The sequence below is a fragment of the Cedecea sp. NFIX57 genome (genome assembly GCF_900177785.1).
GTDB classification, from domain to species: Bacteria; Pseudomonadota; Gammaproteobacteria; order Enterobacterales; family Enterobacteriaceae; genus Cedecea; species Cedecea neteri_C.
Map to the genome: position 1 here is coordinate 122,904 of NZ_FXAS01000004.1, position 15,647 is coordinate 138,550.

Genomic DNA, 15,647 nt, shown 5'->3' on the forward strand with positions numbered 1-15,647 from the left:
TGAGCTGGCAGCGTAACCGTCAGTAAAAATCCGTGGCTGTCATAATTCAAAAAGGTGAAATATCTGGCCGTCATCTTTTTCATAAATCTGTCACAAATCTGACGCATACTGGCGCACAATTAATAAGAGATGGTCTCTTTTCAACAGGGTAAATCATGGCGAGACGCATTTTAGTCGTAGAAGATGAAGCTCCGATTCGTGAAATGGTGAGCTTTGTGCTCGAGCAAAATGGCTTCCAGTCGGTAGAGGCGGAAGATTATGACAGCGCGGTTAACCTGCTGATTGAACCTTTCCCCGACCTGATCCTGCTGGACTGGATGCTGCCAGGCGGTTCCGGGATCCAGTTTATCAAGCACCTGAAGCGTGAAGCGCTGACCCGCGAAATCCCGGTGATGATGCTGACCGCGCGTGGCGAAGAAGAAGATCGCGTGCGTGGCCTTGAAGTCGGTGCCGATGATTACATCACTAAGCCGTTCTCGCCTAAAGAGCTGGTGGCGCGTATTAAAGCGGTGATGCGCCGTATTTCCCCGATGGCGGTGGAAGAAGTGATTGAGATGCAGGGGCTGAGCCTTGACCCGTCCTCACACCGCGTGATGACCGGCGAAGATCCGCTCGACATGGGGCCAACTGAATTTAAGCTGTTACACTTCTTTATGACCCACCCGGAGCGCGTTTACAGCCGTGAACAGCTGCTTAATAACGTGTGGGGAACGAACGTTTACGTTGAAGACCGTACCGTAGACGTGCATATTCGTCGCCTGCGTAAAGCGTTGGAAACAAGTGGTCATGACAAAATGGTGCAAACAGTTCGCGGCACGGGTTATCGTTTTTCAACCCGTTTTTAATATGCTGACAGGAGCGTGACGCGTGCTGGAACGGCTGTCATGGAAAAGGCTGGTACTGGAGCTGGTGCTCTGTTGTATGCCAGCGGCAATTCTCGGATTGATTTTTGGCCACCTGCCGTGGTTTTTACTGGCGGCAGTGACCGCCCTGCTAAGCTGGCATTTCTGGAATTTACTTCGTCTCTCCTGGTGGCTGTGGGTTGACCGCAGCATGACCCCGCCGCCCGGGCGGGGAAGCTGGGAACCTCTGCTCTACGGGCTGCACCAGATGCAGCTACGTAATAAAAAGCGCCGCAAAGAGTTAGGCAACCTGATCAAACGCTTCCGAAGCGGGGCAGAATCTCTGCCCGATGCGGTCGTGCTGACCACCGAAGAAGGCACCATTTTTTGGTGTAACGGCTTGGCACAGCTGCTGCTTGGCCTGCGCTGGCCGGACGACAGCGGCCAAAATATCCTCAACCTGCTGCGTTACCCTGAATTCTCGCAATACGTGGCGAAGCAGCAGTTTGGTCGCCCACTGACTCTGGTGCTGAACAATGGCCGTCATCTTGAGTTCCGCGTGATGCCTTACGCCGACGGGCAGTGGCTGATGGTGGCGCGTGACGTCACGCAGATGCACCAGCTTGAAGGCGCCCGCCGCAACTTCTTTGCCAACGTCAGCCATGAGCTACGCACGCCGCTGACCGTGTTGCAGGGGTATCTGGAGATGATGCAGGATCAGGCTCTGGAAGGGCCGCTGCGGGACAAAGCGCTGCATACCATGCGCGAGCAAACCTCTCGCATGGAAGGGCTGGTGAGGCAACTGCTTACGCTGTCGCGCATTGAAGCCGCCCCCACGCTGTCGATGAATGAGAAAATCGACGTGCCGCTGATGCTGCGCGTGGTTGAACGTGAAGCGCAGACGCTGAGCCAGCAGAAGCAAACGCTCACTTTTAACGTTGAGCCAGGGCTTCAGGTTTACGGCAACGAAGAACAGCTGCGTAGCGCGATCTCTAACCTGGTGTATAACGCGGTGAATCACACGCCAGCCGGGACACACATCACCGTCACCTGGCGCCGGCTGCCTCACGGCGTCGCGTTCAGCGTGAAGGATACCGGGCCGGGGATCTCCGCCGAGCACATTCCGCGCCTGACGGAGCGTTTCTACCGCGTAGACAAAGCGCGCTCCCGGCAGACCGGGGGCAGCGGGCTTGGGCTGGCTATCGTGAAGCATGCCCTTAGCCATCATGATGCGCGGCTTGATATCGAAAGCGTGCCGGGGCAGGGATCGACGTTTTCGTTCATTCTGCCCGAGCGCTTAATCGCCCATGAGTCAGCGGTGGCTGCACATTAATTCACCGCAGCCGTCAAGTTCGCTTTCCACAGGCCAGTTTTCTGGCCTTTTTGTTTGTATTTTCACCACTCGTTAAGTGATGAATATCGAATTGATGCTTTTTTGTCCGAATGATAAGCCATAACAAAAGCGTATAATCAACTTTATTCACTGCTTATGCGTATTTTTAAAGGATATATTTCTGGTTTCCCGATCCCTTCTTGTCTTCAAACGCTATAAGCGTTTTAATTGCCCCCCTGTTATTACCAGACCGACTGAAATTGCGTGGTAATTCGACTAACTATTCTTCGCCACCGATCCGGAGAAGCATATTCCGCTGTCGTTACCGGTAATAACCGCGTTTTTACCGAACGTTATTTGGACTGAACGTCGGTTTAAAAATTTGAGTATTTTCAACACCACACATCCACAGGCTGCTTTATTTTATGACCTATCATTTGAAATCTCGTGACATCATCGCTCTGGGCTTTATGACCTTTGCGCTGTTTGTGGGCGCGGGCAACATCATTTTCCCTCCTATGGTTGGCTTACAGGCTGGCGAGCACGTCTGGACGGCGGCGCTTGGCTTCCTGGTCACGGCGGTAGGTTTACCCGTTCTGACTATCGTGGCGATTGCCCGCGTGGGCGGCGGTATTGACAGCCTGAGCTCGCCGATTGGCCGCCGCGCCGGTATTTTGCTGGCGACAGTTTGTTACCTGGCCGTAGGGCCGCTGTTTGCCACGCCGCGTACCACTACCGTTTCCTTTGAAGTGGGGATTGCCCCGCTGACCGGCATGGGCGATATGCCGCTGTTTATCTACAGCCTGGTGTACTTCGCGCTGGTGATCGGGATTTCTCTTTATCCGGGTAAGCTGCTGGATACCGTGGGCCACGTGCTGGCACCGGTGAAAATCATCGCGCTGCTTATCCTGGCGGCCGGGGCGGTGTTGTGGCCAGCCGGTGGCCTGAGTACGGCGACTGAAGCCTATCAAAACGCGGCGTTTTCTAACGGCTTCGTGAACGGCTACCTGACGATGGATACGCTGGCGTCGCTGGTGTTCGGGATTGTTATCGTGAATGCCGCGCGCTCTCGCGGTGTGACCGAATCACGCCTGCTGACCCGCTACACTATCTGGGCTGGCCTGATTGCCGGTATCGGCTTGACGGTTATCTACCTGGCGCTGTTCCACCTCGGTTCCGACAGCGCGAATCTGGTCGACCAGAAAGCTAACGGCGCGGCAATCCTGCACGCTTATGTGGCACATACCTTTGGTGGAGCCGGTAGCTTCTTCCTGGCGGCGCTGATTTTCCTGGCCTGCCTGGTGACCGCCGTTGGCCTGACCTGTGCCTGCGCGGAGTTCTTTAGTCAGTATCTGCCGCTCTCTTACCGTTCGCTGGTGTTTATCCTGGGTCTGTTCTCGATGGTGGTGTCCAACCTGGGCCTGAGCCACCTGATTCAGATTTCGATCCCGGTACTGACGGCAATTTATCCGCCTTGTATTGCCCTGGTGGTGCTGAGTTTTACTCGTCCGTGGTGGAACAACTCCACCCGCGTTATTGCCCCGGCGATGCTGATAAGCCTGCTGTTTGGTATCATTGACGGCATTAAGGCATCGGCCATCAGCGACATGCTGCCTGGCTGGGCGGCGAAACTGCCGCTGGCGGATCAGGGACTTGCCTGGCTGCTGCCGACCGTTGCGATGGTGGTGATCACCGCCATCTGGGACAAAGCAGCAGGGCGCCAGGTCACCTCCGCCGCCCACTAAGTTTTTGATTGCTAAGTAACCACGGAGTCGTCCTCCGTGGTTTTTTTATTGTAAAGCGTGGTACTTGGATTCATGGAAAACACCAACAAGCTCAAGCGCGGTTTGAGCACCCGGCACATTCGATTTATGGCGCTGGGGTCGGCGATTGGCACAGGGCTGTTTTACGGTTCGGCGGACGCTATCAAAATGGCGGGGCCGAGCGTTTTGCTGGCGTATATCATCGGCGGCGTGGCGGCCTATATCATCATGCGCGCTCTGGGCGAAATGTCGGTGCACAACCCTGCGGCCAGCTCGTTTTCCCGCTATGCACAGGACAACCTTGGGCCGCTGGCAGGCTACATTACCGGCTGGACCTACTGCTTTGAGATTTTGATTGTTGCCATCGCTGACGTGACCGCGTTCGGCATCTACATGGGTATCTGGTTCCCGGCGGTGCCGCACTGGGTCTGGGTGCTTAGCGTGGTGCTGATTATCTGCGCCATTAACTTGATGAGCGTGAAGGTGTTCGGCGAGCTGGAGTTCTGGTTCTCGTTCTTTAAAGTAGCCACCATCATCATCATGATTATTGCCGGGATCGGCATTATTGTGTGGGGGATTGGCAACGGCGGCCAGGCGACCGGCATCCATAACCTGTGGAGCAACGGCGGCTTCTTCAGCAACGGCTGGCTGGGCATGATCATGTCCCTGCAGATGGTGATGTTTGCCTACGGCGGGATTGAGATTATTGGCATCACCGCAGGTGAAGCGAAAGAGCCGCAGAAATCCATTCCACGCGCCATTAACTCCGTGCCGCTGCGTATTCTGGTGTTCTACGTGGGGACGTTGTTCGTCATCATGTCCATCTATCCGTGGAACCAGGTGGGTACCGAAGGCAGTCCGTTTGTGATGACCTTCCAGCATATGGGCATCACCGCCGCGGCCGGTATTCTGAATTTTGTGGTTATCACGGCTTCGCTCTCGGCGATTAACAGCGATGTGTTTGGCGTGGGCCGCATGCTGCATGGCATGGCCGAGCAGGGTAGCGCGCCTAAAATCTTCGCTAAAACCTCCCGTAACGGTATTCCGTGGGTCACTGTTGTGGTGATGGCCTGCGCGCTGCTGCTGGCGGTGTACCTGAACTACATCATGCCGGAGAACGTCTTCCTGGTGATTGCGTCGCTGGCAACCTTCGCCACCGTTTGGGTGTGGATAATGATCCTGCTGTCGCAGATTGCCTTCCGCCGCCGCCTGTCGCCGGAAGAGGCGAAAGCGCTGAAATTCCCGATCCCTGGCGGCGTGGCGACGACCGTGGTGGGCCTGGTGTTCCTGGTGTTTATTATCGGGCTGATTGGCTACCACCCGGATACCCGTATTTCGCTGTACGTGGGCTGCGGCTGGATTGCGCTGCTGCTTATCGGCTGGGTTGTTAAGCGCCGGCTGAAGGCTCAGTCACTGCCGGTTTAGTGACTGATTCGGCTAGAACGTCGTGTCTGGTTTTTACCCTCACCCTAACCCTCTCCCTGGCAGGGAGAGGGGATAAATAGAGTTCTCCGCTGCTTCTTTTTCCTTTTGCCTGGAAGGGAGAGGGGATAAATAGCGTTCTCCTCACTCGTTTTTCCCCCTCGCCCCTCTGGGGAGAGGGTCGGGGTGAGGGGGCAAATATTCCCCGTCTCCACCCCTCCTGTCCTCCCCCAAATTAACCCGGAATGATGAGTGATAAAGCCTTATGCTGTGGCAAGGTGGCGTCATTTTTAAGCGATGGGAAAGTTACTATGTTGAATGCCTGGCACCTGCCGGTGGCACCGTTTATCCAGAAGCGGGAACGCAGCCTTGTCATCACCCTGTGGCTGGCGGGGGACGACCTGCCGGAAAAAGTGATTCTGCGCGGCGAAAAAGATAACGAAGAGATCTCTTTGGTCATGGTGCGCCAGAAACTCGCTCCCCTTGAGGGCGTAGTCGCCTGGAAAGTCACTCTTGATACCGCTGAAGGACAACCACGCCGTCGCTACAGCTTTAAGCTGCTCTGGCAGAACAGGCAGCGCTGGTACACGCCTCAGGGCTTCCAGAAAACGCCTCCGGCCCGGCTGGAACAGTTCGCCTTCGATACGCCGGATGAGGGACCGGACTGGGTGCAGGATCAGGTGTTCTATCAGATCTTCCCGGATCGTTTTGCGCGCGGGGCTAATCGCCAGCCGGAGCAGGATAACGTCTATTTTCATCATGCGGCCGGGCGGGAGATCGTCCGCCGGAAGTGGGATGAGCCTTTAACCGGGGAAGCCGGAGGATCGACCTTTTACGGCGGCGATCTGGACGGCATCAGCGAAAAACTGCCGTACCTGAAAAAGCTCGGCGTGACGGCGCTTTACCTGAACCCGATTTTTACCGCACCCAGCGTGCATAAGTACGACACTCAGGATTACCGGCAGGTGGACGAGCAGTTTGGCGGTAACACCGCTTTCCTGCGGCTGAGGGAAAATACGCGCAAACAGGGCATGAAGCTGATGCTGGACGGCGTTTTTAACCACAGCGGCGATACCCACGGCTGGTTTGACAGGCATCAGCACGGTGAGAACGGCGCCTGCCATAACCCGCAGTCGCCGTGGCGCGACTGGTACAGTTTTTCTGATGAAGGGCTGGCGCTGGACTGGTTGGGCTACTCCAGCCTGCCTAAGCTGGATTATCGCTCGGCCACGCTGGTGGACGAGATCTATCGCGGCGAGCAAAGCATTGTGCGGCACTGGCTGCGGGAGCCCTGGGGCATTGACGGCTGGCGGCTGGACGTGGTGCATATGCTGGGCGAAGATGGTGGAGCGAAAAATAACCTGCTGCACGTCAGCGGCATTACCCGGGCGGCAAAAGAAACCAAACGAGATGCGTACGTCCTCGGCGAGCACTTTGGCGATGCCCGACAGTGGCTGCAGGCCGATGCCGAAGATGCAGCCATGAACTATCGCGGTTTTACTTTCCCGCTGTGGGGGTTTTTGGCAAACACCGATATCTCCTACGAGCCTCAGGATATTGACGCCCAAACCTGTATTGCCTGGATGGAAGAGTATCGCTCGGCGCTGTCCCATCAGCAGCAACTGCGTATGTTTAACCAGCTCGACAGCCACGATACCGCTCGCTTTAAATCAATTCTTGGGAAGGACGTTGCCCGCTTGCCGCTGGCCGTCATCTGGCTGTACGCCTGGCCCGGCGTGCCTTGTATTTACTACGGTGATGAGGTGGGGCTGGATGGCAACAACGATCCTTTCTGCCGCAAGCCTTTCCCGTGGAATAAGCGAGATCAGGATTCAGATCTGCTGGCGCTTTATCAGCGGCTCGGCAAGCTGCGTAAGCAAAGCCGGACGTTGCGTCAGGGCGGTTGCCGGGTCATCTACGCTGAGCAGGACGTGGTGGTGTTTGTGCGGGCTTATCAAAACGAACGTGTTCTTGTGGCAATCAACCGTGGCAATGCAGCTCAGGTCACCCTTCCGTGGGATGCCTTGCTGAGCGGCAGAGCCTGGACGCAGATCGAAGGCGAGGCGGCGCTAAATAACCGCGAGCTGAACTTGCCTGCCGTCAGCGCCGCTGTCTGGCGCAGTCTTTAGGTCGTCTACCCGGCGGGGAGAGGTTTAGCTCTCCGTCGGAGGCTGATAAAGGGCATTGACCAAATTCCCTTCAATGATCTTTTCTCGCCACCAGCGTGCGGCCAGGCCTTCGCCCCGGTTATGCCAGCCGATGTAGGTCACGTCCGTCTGGCGGAACGACACAACCGGTTTTTCAATCAGTTTGCCGCTGTTCAGGAGTGGTTGGGCGATGTGGCGGGGTAAAAATCCGCAGGCCAGGCCTGATACCAGAATAGCGACCTTGCTGGGGAAGTCGTACACCACCACGCGCTCTTGCTCTTCAATGTAATTGGTGTTGATTGGTTGGCAGTAACGCGCCGTATCGCCAATGATGGCCGCACGATGGTGGCAAACTTCGTCGCTGGAAAGCACATGTTCCACTTTTGCCAGCGAGTGATTGGGGGAGACGACAAACACGTTGTCCAGCGTGCCGAGCATCTTGTAGGAGTACTCGGATGACGTCGGCGGCTCGTTAATCGCGCCGAGAATGATATTCGCGCCGTTGTGGGTCAGCTCTTCCCAGGCGCCCGCCAGCGTATGGTGGGTAAAATTAAGCGTGGTCTGCTGGTCGAGAGCGTAGAACTCGTTCATCAGCGGTAGCAGGAGGTGGAAGGGAAATGAACCGTCCAGCGCAATGGTCAGCGTTTTTTCCCAGCCGGAGGTGGAGCGCAAAGCCTGGCTTTCCAGATCCTTCGCGGCGCTGAGCACCATCCGCCCTTTTTCCAGCACAATCCTGCCGGTATCGGTGAATTTGGCCCGATGGCCCGAACGATCCAGCAGTTTAATATTCAGATCGTTTTCCAGCTTCTGCACCATATAACTCAGCGCGGCTGGCGTTTTAAACAGCGATTCAGCGGCGGCGGCAAAACTGCCGTGCTTGTCTAGGGCATCAAGAATAAGCAGCACATCTAAATTCACGCGCATAGTAATAGTCCGTTCGGGGCTTTGTCCTTGCAAAAGTCTATCACCAAAAAATTAAATAAGACGTTAGAAAATTCCGGCTATCAACCCTGCGGCAGTATGCAGAAAATAAAGGCGTCATCCAGAGATGGATACCTTAATAACTCATTGATAGCTGAGGGAATAAAATGTCTATTCGTGAACTGATCGACCCAACTAACTCCGCCCTTATTTTTATCGATCATCAGCCGCAAATGGCTTTCGGCGTGGCGAATATCGACCGCCAGACCCTGAAAAATAACACCGTGGCACTGGCAAAGGCGGGCAAAATATTTAAGGTGCCGACGATTTATACCTCCGTCGAAACCAAAAGCTTCAGCGGCTATATCTGGCCTGAATTATTAGCCGTTCATCCTGAAATTAAGCCCATTGAACGTACTTCCATGAACTCCTGGGAAGATAAAGCCTTTGTTGAGGCGGTGAAGGCGACGGGCCGTAAAAAACTGATTATTTCAGCGCTGTGGACCGAAGTGTGCCTGACCTTCCCGGCGCTGATGGCTCTGGAGGAAGGCTTTGAAGTTTATGTAGTGACCGACACTTCTGGCGGGACTTCTGTGGATGCCCACGAGCGCGCGATTGACCGGATGGTGCAGGCCGGGGCCGTGCCGGTGACCTGGCAGCAGGTTCTGCTGGAGTACCAGCGCGACTGGTCACGCAAAGAAACTTACGACGCGGTGATGAACCTGGTTCGTGAGCACAGCGGGGCTTACGGCATGGGCGTCGACTACGCTTATACGATGGTTCACGGCGTGCCGGAACGTAAAGCCTGATAGATCACACTCGGGGCGGGGTCGCCGCTCCGTTTTCCTCCCCATTCTGACTCAGGAATTGCGGCATGGCCGACAACAATACCGTTACGCTGGTGATCACCCACGCAATCCGGCCCGGCGAGGCCGCTCGCTACGAGCAATGGCTGGAAAAGATCATGCCGACCGCCGCTCGTTTCCCCGGTCACCTTGGGGTGCATGTGATTCGCCCCACGGCCGGGAACGACACCTATAACGTGGTGATTCGCTTCGACACGCTCGAACATCTCAATGCCTGGACTGACTCCCCTGAACGCCATCGCCTTGTGGAAGAGATCAAATCTTCGCTTGCCGATGACGACAAAGTGCAGGTGCACACCGAAACGGCCTTCTGGTTTACCCCGGAAAGCGCCACGGTAAAACGCCCGCCGCAGTGGAAGCAGTTTCTGATCACGCTACTGGTTATCTTCCCCAGCACCAACCTTGTGCCGTGGGTGACGGGCATGTTGTTCCCTGGCTTACGCGGCACGCTTCCCGGGCACTTGCTTAATGATGCCTGCGTGGTGGCGCTGGTGGTCTGGCTCTGGATGCCGATGGTGACGAAGTTGTTCGCTGGTTGGCTTAAAAAAGCATGATTTCTCAGGAGTCCCTGATTATGTCTCAACATGCCTCACTGATTTTGACTCATGGCCAGTTTCACACGCTGGATAAAGAAAACCCGCTGGCCGAAGCGGTAGCGATTAAAGACGGAAAAATTCTGGCGGCGGGCAGCACTGCCTATGTGATGAGCTTTGCCGGAGAAGGTAGTCAGGTCATCGATTTGAAAGGCCACACGGTGATCCCTGGCCTGAACGATTCGCACCTGCACCTGATTCGCGGCGGACTGAACTACAACCTTGAGCTGCGCTGGGAAGGCGTGCCTTCGCTGGCTGATGCCCTGCGCATGTTAAAAGAACAGGCGTTGCGCACCCCGTCTCCGCAGTGGGTTCGCGTGGTGGGGGGCTGGACAGAGTTTCAGTTTGCCGAACGGCGCATGCCTACCATCGAAGAGCTAAACGAAGCTGCGCCTGATACGCCGGTATTTGTTCTGCACCTGTATGACAGAGCCTTGCTTAACCGCGCTGCGTTGAAAGCGGTGGGTTACACCAAAGAGACGCCGAACCCGCCGGGCGGTGAGATTGTCCGTGACGGCAACGGAAATCCAACCGGAATGTTGGTGGCGAAGCCTAACGCGATGATCCTTTATTCCACGCTGGCAAAAGGACCAAAGCTGCCGCTGGAGATGCAGGTGAACTCAACTCGGCAGTTTATGCGTGAGCTGAACCGCCTCGGAGTGACCAGCGCGATCGACGCGGGTGGTGGTTTCCAGAACTACCCAGAGGATTACCAGGTTATCGACGAGCTGCACAGCAAAAAGCAGATGACGGTGCGCATTGCCTATAACCTGTTTACCCAGCGCCCTCAGCATGAGCTGGAAGATTTTGAAAAATGGACCGATATGCTGACGCCGGGGCAGGGGACCGACTTCTATCGCGCCAACGGGGCTGGCGAAATGCTGGTGTTCTCGGCAGCAGACTTTGAAGACTTCCTGCAGCCACGCCCGGATTTGCCGGACGGTATGGAGCAGGAGCTGGAGCGCGTGGTACGCCACCTGGTTGAACACCGCTGGCCGTTCCGATTACATGCCACCTACAACGAGTCCATCAGCCGTATGCTGGACGTGTTCGAAAAGGTCAATCGCGATATTCCGTTCAACGGTCTGCACTGGCTGTTTGACCACGCGGAGACGATTACCGAACGCAACATCGACCGGGTTAAGGCGCTGGGCGGTGGGATTGCAGTTCAGCACCGCATGGCTTTCCAGGGTGAATACTATGCGGAGCGCTACGGGATTGAGGCGGTGAAACAAACGCCGCCGGTGGCGAAAATGCTCGCGGCGGGCGTACCCGTGGGGTTAGGCACTGATGCCACGCGCGTGGCCAGCTACAACCCGTGGACGGCGCTTTACTGGCTGGTGTCCGGGCGCACGGTGGGCGGGATGCAGATGTACGACGAGAATAACCGTATGTCCCGCGATGTCGCTCTTGAACTCTGGACCGCGGGCAGCGCGTGGTTCTCTAACGAGCAGGGCAAGAAAGGGCGGATCCAGGCCGGGCAACTGGCTGACCTGGTCGTGCTGTCTCAGGACTACTTCAGTGTGCCGGAAGAGGCTATCAAAGGGATTGAATCGGTGATGACCGTGGTGGATGGGAAGGTGGTTTATGCCACTGGTGCGTTCACTCCTCTGGCTCCGCCTGCCATTCCCGTTTTGCCAGACTGGTCGCCTGTGGTGAACGTGCCGGGGCATTACCGTTCCGCGACGCCTGCAGCGGCAAAAGTGGGGATGATGGCAACGGTACATCAGTGCTGTGGCAGCTGTAACGTCCACGGGCATCAGCATGACGTGGCGCGTAAATCCTCGATTCCCGTCGGCGATGAGACGGCGTTCTGGGGCGTGATGGGCTGTTCCTGCTTTGCCTTCTGACAAAAACAAAAAAGGCCGCAATCGCGGCCTTTTCTTCGAGCTTGCTTAGCGATTACAGCTTAGCAACGTTCTCGCTCAGGTACTTAGCAACGCCGTCCGGAGACGCGTTCATGCCTTCTTTCCCTTTTTCCCACTGAGCCGGGCACACTTCGCCGTGCTCTTCGTGGAACTGCAGCGCGTCAACCATACGCAGCATTTCGTCGATGTTACGACCCAGTGGCAGATCGTTCACAACCTGGTGGCGAACGATACCGGCTTTGTCGATCAGGAAGGAGCCGCGCAGCGCAACGCCCGCTTCCGGGTGTTCGATGCCGTAGGCTTGCTGGATTTCACGTTTGATGTCAGCAACCATCGCGTATTTCACTTCGCCGATGCCGCCTTTATCAACAGGGGTTTTACGCCATGCGTTGTGTACGAACTCGGAGTCAAAAGATACACCAACGACTTCTACGCCACGTTTCTGGAATTCTTCGTAACGCTTGTCGAACGCGATCAGTTCAGACGGGCAAACGAAGGTGAAGTCCATCGGCCAGAAGAACACAACGGTGGCTTTACCGTTGGTGTGTTTTTTGAAGTTGAAGTTTTCAACGATTTCGCCATTGCCCAGAACGGCAGCAGCGGTAAAGTCAGGGGCTGGACGAGTAACCAGGACCATATGTACTCCTGTTAATTTTGTTAAAGTGAATGTTAACGCAACGGGGGGAGTATAGGGCTCCATTCCATGTAGCTCAATGGCATCTTGCCAATCAATCAGATAGGTTTTGGCTATCAAAAAGACGCTTATGTTGATGCCGGTAACCAAGATAGCCCTTTTTCTAAAAAGGGCAAGTTGTTCTAACGTGAACCGCGAACGATCACAAACTTTTTTGTTCCGCCATCGCCATCATGCGCGGGTAGAACTGCCAGAACAACTCCTCCAACTGGTCATAATGGGCGTCGAGATCGTGCCAGGAATCTCGCAGGGCATCGAGTTTTGGTCTACGGCTTGCCATCCCATTGAGAACGTTAGCAATAAAGTCCATATCCTGGTAACGCTCCAGCCAGCGTTCGCGCCACAAATAGTTATTGAGATTAATGAAACGCGGCGGCGTGTCGTCAAGCTTTGGCACAATCTGGCCGCGAGCATAGGCGACAAAATCTTCAAGCTCGATATCGGGGCAGACTTTATCCCAGTGGCGCGACAGGAAGTGGTCCCACATCACGTCCAGCGAAATAGGCGATACGCGTCGTGTTTTAGGGCCAAACCAGCCTCGCGCAAGAGCCACTTCCGGCAGCCCGTCCGTCAGGACATCGACTCTGCGGTGCATATAAATTCCGGCCACGACCTCGGGCGAAAAGCTGTCGTCCGGGCTGCCGCGCACGAAATCCGCCAGCAAATTTCCCAGCAGTGAACTTTGGGCCAGATGTGCCAGATGCAGGTGGGCGAGAAAATTCATCGAATAGTTATTCCATTTATGGCGTTAAAACGGCCTGAGCGGGGTAAACGTGTTGCAGGGAAAGCCCCCTGCCACTAGACTAAGCCGCCTGTTTTTAAGTCTGAGTGCTATACCATGCGCGTTGCTGATTTTTCCTTTGAACTGCCTGAATCCCTGATCGCTCATTATCCGCAAGCCGAGCGCAGCAGCTGCCGCTTGTTGTCGCTGGATGGGCCGACGGGCGCACTGACGCATGGCACTTTCACCGATTTGCTCGACAAGCTCAACCCCGGCGACCTGCTGGTGTTCAATAACACCCGCGTTATTCCGGCTCGTCTGTTTGGCCGTAAAGCCAGCGGCGGGAAAATTGAAGTGCTGGTCGAACGAATGCTGGATGATAAACGCATTCTGGCACACATTCGCGCTTCTAAAGCGCCAAAACCCGGTGCCGAGCTGCTGCTGGGTGATGATGAAAGCGTACACGCCACCATGGTTGCGCGCCACGATGCGCTGTTTGAAGTCGAGTTTAACGACGAGCGCGCCGTACTGGATATTCTGAATAACATCGGCCACATGCCGCTGCCGCCGTACATCGACCGCCCGGATGAAGAAGCCGACCGCGAGCTTTATCAAACGGTTTACAGCCAGAAGCCAGGGGCCGTTGCTGCGCCGACAGCGGGTCTGCACTTTGACGAGCCGTTGCTGGAAAAACTGCGTAATAAAGGTGTTGATATGGCGTTCGTCACGCTGCACGTTGGGGCGGGGACGTTCCAGCCGGTGCGCGTGGACAGCATTGAAGACCACATCATGCACTCTGAGTATGCCGAAGTGCCTCAGGACGTTGTGGACGCAGTGCTGGCCTGTAAAGCACGCGGCAACCGCGTTATTGCGGTCGGAACTACGTCGGTACGTTCGCTGGAAAGCGCCGCTCAGGCCGCAAAAAACGACCTGATCGAGCCGTTCTTCGGCGATACCCAAATCTTCATCTACCCGGGCTATCAGTACAAAGTGATCGACGCGCTGGTGACGAACTTCCACCTGCCAGAGTCTACGCTGATTATGCTGGTCTCCGCGTTTGCTGGTTATAAAAATACAATGCACGCTTACCACGAAGCGGTGAAAGCGGAATATCGCTTCTTTAGCTACGGCGACGCGATGTTCATTACTTGTAATCCGCAGGCGATAAACGAACGCCCAGGGGCGTGATTGCCCCTCACCCTAACCAGGTCTTCTTTTCCCCCTCTCCCTTCCAGGGAGAGGGCCGGGGTGAGGGTAACCCACCCCAGCTTATTCCGCCGTGAGCCCCGCCCACGGCGTTAATTGACTCACCAGACTGTTTCTCTGGTGCTGGAGGAAATGTGAAATTTGAATTAGATACCACCGACGGCCGCGCACGACGCGGTCGCCTGGTCTTTGAACGTGGCACCGTCGAAACCCCGGCTTTCATGCCGGTGGGCACTTACGGCACCGTAAAAGGGATGACGCCGGAAGAAGTTGAAGCCACGGGCGCGCAGATTATCCTGGGCAATACCTTCCATTTATGGCTGCGTCCAGGCCAGGAAATCATGAAGCTACACGGCGACCTGCATGATTTTATGCAGTGGAAAGGCCCAATCCTGACGGACTCCGGTGGTTTCCAGGTGTTTAGCCTGGGCGACATCCGTAAGATCACCGAAGCGGGCGTGCATTTCCGCAACCCGATCAACGGCGATCCTATTTTCCTCGATCCTGAAAAATCCATGGAAATTCAGTACGATCTGGGTTCCGATATCGTGATGATCTTCGACGAATGTACGCCATACCCGGCGGACTGGGATTATGCGAAGCGCTCTATGGAAATGTCCCTACGTTGGGCGCAGCGTAGCCGCGATCGCTTTGATTCCCTCGGGAATAAAAACGCGCTATTCGGTATTATTCAGGGCAGCGTTTACGAAGATTTACGAGATATCTCGGTAAAAGGTCTGGTAGAGATTGGCTTTGATGGCTACGCTGTCGGCGGCCTGGCGGTAGGCGAGCCGAAGGAAGACATGCACCGTATTCTGGAGCACGTTTGCCCGCAAATCCCTGCCGACAAACCACGTTACCTGATGGGCGTAGGTAAACCGGAAGACCTGGTTGAAGGGGTACGCCGCGGGATCGACATGTTCGACTGCGTCATGCCAACTCGTAATGCGCGTAACGGTCACCTGTTCGTGACGGACGGCGTAGTGAAAATCCGTAATGCTAAGCATAAAGATGACACCGCCCCGCTCGATGCCGAGTGTGATTGCTATACGTGTCGCAATTATTCACGTGCCTACTTGCATCATCTCGACCGTTGCAACGAAATACTGGGCGCGCGTCTCAATACCATTCATAACCTGCGCTATTACCAGCGTTTAATGGCTGGTTTACGTCAGGCCATTGAAGAGGGTAAATTAGACCACTTCGTGACGGATTTTTACGAGCGGACAGGTAAGCCGGTTCCACCTTTGAACGTTGATTAATTTAATAAT

The 15,647-nt window shown here is 55.7% G+C and carries 13 protein-coding genes; 10 read left to right on the forward strand and 3 right to left on the reverse strand.

Annotation, left to right across the window (positions count from 1 at the left end):
• Window positions 1-155 precede the first annotated feature (155 nt).
• The 5 genes from phoB to malZ all read left to right on the forward strand — a co-directional run bounded on the left by phoB (window position 156) and on the right by malZ (window position 7,489).
• On the forward strand, window positions 156-845 hold the full coding sequence (phoB, locus tag B9Y90_RS04485; RefSeq protein ID WP_008454506.1) for a phosphate response regulator transcription factor PhoB: 690 nt from the start codon (window positions 156-158) through the stop codon (window positions 843-845).
• A 22-nt stretch (window positions 846-867) separates the two neighbouring features.
• Window positions 868-2,175 (forward strand): phosphate regulon sensor histidine kinase PhoR, encoded by a 1,308-nt coding sequence (gene phoR, locus B9Y90_RS04490; protein ID WP_085540358.1) that lies wholly within the window; start codon window positions 868-870, stop codon window positions 2,173-2,175.
• Between the two features lie 425 nt (window positions 2,176-2,600).
• Window positions 2,601-3,920, forward strand: coding sequence for a branched-chain amino acid transporter carrier protein BrnQ (gene brnQ, locus B9Y90_RS04495; protein WP_039290720.1), 1,320 nt, complete (start codon window positions 2,601-2,603; stop codon window positions 3,918-3,920).
• A gap of 72 nt (window positions 3,921-3,992) precedes the next feature.
• Entirely contained in the window at window positions 3,993-5,363 is a 1,371-nt protein-coding gene (proY, locus tag B9Y90_RS04500; RefSeq protein ID WP_085540359.1) for a proline-specific permease ProY, read from the forward strand.
• A gap of 308 nt (window positions 5,364-5,671) precedes the next feature.
• Window positions 5,672-7,489 (forward strand): maltodextrin glucosidase, encoded by a 1,818-nt coding sequence (gene malZ, locus B9Y90_RS04505; protein ID WP_085540434.1) that lies wholly within the window; start codon window positions 5,672-5,674, stop codon window positions 7,487-7,489.
• 24 nt (window positions 7,490-7,513) lie between these two features.
• Here the strand turns inward: malZ and B9Y90_RS04510 are convergent, their stop codons facing one another.
• The gene (locus tag B9Y90_RS04510) at window positions 7,514-8,431 is read right to left on the reverse strand and encodes a LysR family transcriptional regulator (RefSeq protein ID WP_085540360.1); all 918 of its coding nucleotides are present in this window, start codon (window positions 8,429-8,431) and stop codon (window positions 7,514-7,516) included.
• A 164-nt stretch (window positions 8,432-8,595) separates the two neighbouring features.
• Here B9Y90_RS04510 and B9Y90_RS04515 point away from each other — a divergent pair, with 164 nt between their 5' ends.
• From B9Y90_RS04515 to B9Y90_RS04525, 3 genes are all read left to right on the forward strand, one after another.
• Window positions 8,596-9,237 (forward strand): hydrolase, encoded by a 642-nt coding sequence (locus B9Y90_RS04515; RefSeq protein WP_085540361.1) that lies wholly within the window; start codon window positions 8,596-8,598, stop codon window positions 9,235-9,237.
• Window positions 9,238-9,302: 65 nt separating this feature from the next.
• Complete coding sequence (locus tag B9Y90_RS04520; protein ID WP_085540362.1) at window positions 9,303-9,848, forward strand: antibiotic biosynthesis monooxygenase; 546 nt, start codon at window positions 9,303-9,305, stop codon at window positions 9,846-9,848.
• Window positions 9,849-9,868: 20 nt separating this feature from the next.
• The gene (locus tag B9Y90_RS04525; protein ID WP_085540435.1) at window positions 9,869-11,737 is read left to right on the forward strand and encodes an amidohydrolase; all 1,869 of its coding nucleotides are present in this window, start codon (window positions 9,869-9,871) and stop codon (window positions 11,735-11,737) included.
• 52 nt (window positions 11,738-11,789) lie between these two features.
• Here the strand turns inward: B9Y90_RS04525 and B9Y90_RS04530 are convergent, their stop codons facing one another.
• Together B9Y90_RS04530 and acpH are read right to left on the reverse strand one after the other, a co-directional pair.
• Window positions 11,790-12,392 carry a peroxiredoxin C gene (locus B9Y90_RS04530; protein ID WP_008454530.1) on the reverse strand — a complete coding sequence of 201 codons (603 nt, stop codon included), beginning with the start codon at window positions 12,390-12,392 and terminating at the stop codon, window positions 11,790-11,792.
• Between the two features lie 199 nt (window positions 12,393-12,591).
• Window positions 12,592-13,173: an ACP phosphodiesterase gene (gene acpH, locus B9Y90_RS04535; RefSeq protein ID WP_039290730.1), complete on the reverse strand. Its 582-nt coding sequence runs from the start codon at window positions 13,171-13,173 to the stop codon at window positions 12,592-12,594.
• A gap of 114 nt (window positions 13,174-13,287) precedes the next feature.
• Here acpH and queA point away from each other — a divergent pair, with 114 nt between their 5' ends.
• Complete coding sequence (queA, locus tag B9Y90_RS04540) at window positions 13,288-14,358, forward strand: tRNA preQ1(34) S-adenosylmethionine ribosyltransferase-isomerase QueA (RefSeq protein ID WP_085540363.1); 1,071 nt, start codon at window positions 13,288-13,290, stop codon at window positions 14,356-14,358.
• 152 nt (window positions 14,359-14,510) lie between these two features.
• Window positions 14,511-15,638, forward strand: a complete 1,128-nt coding sequence (gene tgt / locus B9Y90_RS04545; protein WP_039290735.1) for a tRNA guanosine(34) transglycosylase Tgt — start codon at window positions 14,511-14,513, stop codon at window positions 15,636-15,638.
• The last annotated feature ends 9 nt before the right edge of the window (window positions 15,639-15,647 follow it).

What these genes read in the sequence shown, in the direction of transcription:
- phoB (WP_008454506.1), top strand. Translation starts at nt 156, where the DNA reads ATGGCGAGACGCATTTTAGTCGTAGAAGATGAAGCTCCGATTCGTGAA.
- brnQ (WP_039290720.1), top strand. Translation starts at nt 2,601, where the DNA reads ATGACCTATCATTTGAAATCTCGTGACATCATCGCTCTGGGCTTTATG.
- proY (WP_085540359.1), top strand. Translation starts at nt 3,993, where the DNA reads ATGGAAAACACCAACAAGCTCAAGCGCGGTTTGAGCACCCGGCACATT.
- malZ (WP_085540434.1), top strand. Translation starts at nt 5,672, where the DNA reads ATGTTGAATGCCTGGCACCTGCCGGTGGCACCGTTTATCCAGAAGCGG.
- B9Y90_RS04510 (WP_085540360.1), bottom strand. Translation starts at nt 8,431, where the DNA reads ATGCGCGTGAATTTAGATGTGCTGCTTATTCTTGATGCCCTAGACAAG.
- B9Y90_RS04515 (WP_085540361.1), top strand. Translation starts at nt 8,596, where the DNA reads ATGTCTATTCGTGAACTGATCGACCCAACTAACTCCGCCCTTATTTTT.
- B9Y90_RS04520 (WP_085540362.1), top strand. Translation starts at nt 9,303, where the DNA reads ATGGCCGACAACAATACCGTTACGCTGGTGATCACCCACGCAATCCGG.
- B9Y90_RS04525 (WP_085540435.1), top strand. Translation starts at nt 9,869, where the DNA reads ATGTCTCAACATGCCTCACTGATTTTGACTCATGGCCAGTTTCACACG.
- B9Y90_RS04530 (WP_008454530.1), bottom strand. Translation starts at nt 12,392, where the DNA reads ATGGTCCTGGTTACTCGTCCAGCCCCTGACTTTACCGCTGCTGCCGTT.
- acpH (WP_039290730.1), bottom strand. Translation starts at nt 13,173, where the DNA reads ATGAATTTTCTCGCCCACCTGCATCTGGCACATCTGGCCCAAAGTTCA.
- queA (WP_085540363.1), top strand. Translation starts at nt 13,288, where the DNA reads ATGCGCGTTGCTGATTTTTCCTTTGAACTGCCTGAATCCCTGATCGCT.